Source organism: Duganella margarita, assembly GCF_009857535.1.
In the GTDB taxonomy this organism is placed as follows: domain Bacteria; phylum Pseudomonadota; class Gammaproteobacteria; order Burkholderiales; family Burkholderiaceae_D; genus Rugamonas; species Rugamonas margarita.
Window position 1 is genome coordinate 1 of record NZ_WWCS01000089.1, and the last position, 313, is coordinate 313.

1 rRNA gene is annotated in these 313 nt (G+C 51.1%); it reads left to right on the plus strand.

Going from position 1 to position 313, the window contains the following annotated elements:
* Nucleotides 1-219: 219 nt before the first annotated feature.
* Nucleotides 220-313, plus strand: a 5S ribosomal RNA gene (gene rrf / locus GTP55_RS30520); the annotation flags it as partial.

A 313-nucleotide genomic window follows, 5' to 3' on the forward strand; every position in this document is an offset into this window, starting at 1 on the left:
AGGTGTGGAAGTGCAGTAATGCATTAAGCTAACTGATACTAATTGCCCGTACGGCTTGTCCCTATAACCTTGACGGTTATGCGCATTTACTCTGATGATGAGTGGTGCTACCCAATAAACTAAATGAAATCCCTGCCTGCGCAGGGACGACGCAGAGCGTCGCTTTACTTCTCCCAGATTCGCTGTGCAGCCGTTGGCTGCACGGCACACAAGTCAAAGCTTGATGACCATAGTAAGTCGGTCCCACCCCTTCCCATCCCGAACAGGACCGTGAAACGACTCTACGCCGATGATAGTGCTGCAACCAGTGTGA